Origin of the sequence: Campylobacter showae CSUNSWCD (assembly GCF_000313615.1) — a bacterium.
GTDB classification, from domain to species: domain Bacteria; phylum Campylobacterota; class Campylobacteria; order Campylobacterales; family Campylobacteraceae; genus Campylobacter_A; species Campylobacter_A showae_A.
In genome coordinates this window covers 1-242 of sequence record NZ_AMZQ01000003.1, presented here as the reverse complement: position 1 = coordinate 242, position 242 = coordinate 1, and the positions used below count along the sequence as shown (strand labels likewise).

At 50.8% G+C, this 242-nt stretch carries 2 tRNA genes; both read left to right on the top strand.

Annotation, left to right across the window (positions count from 1 at the left end):
• Positions 1-73 precede the first annotated feature (73 nt).
• A tRNA-Lys gene (locus tag CSUNSWCD_RS03275) sits at positions 74-149 on the top strand.
• A 19-nt stretch (positions 150-168) separates the two neighbouring features.
• A tRNA-Val gene (locus CSUNSWCD_RS03270) sits at positions 169-241 on the top strand.
• Position 242 lies beyond the last annotated feature (1 nt).

Below are 242 nucleotides of genomic sequence, written 5' to 3'. Positions count from 1 at the left end.
TAGTTCAGATGGTTAGAATGCCGCCCTGTCACGGCGGAGGTCGCGGGTTCGAGCCCCGTCCGCTGCGCCATTTGTCTTGTTAGCTCAGTTGGTAGAGCATTTCACTTTTAATGAAGGGGTCGCTGGTTCGAGTCCAGCACAGGACACCATTTATTTTTGTTAAATTTGGGTCGCTTAGCTCAGTTGGTAGAGCGCCACCCTTACAAGGTGGATGTCATAAGTTCGAGTCTTATAGCGACCAC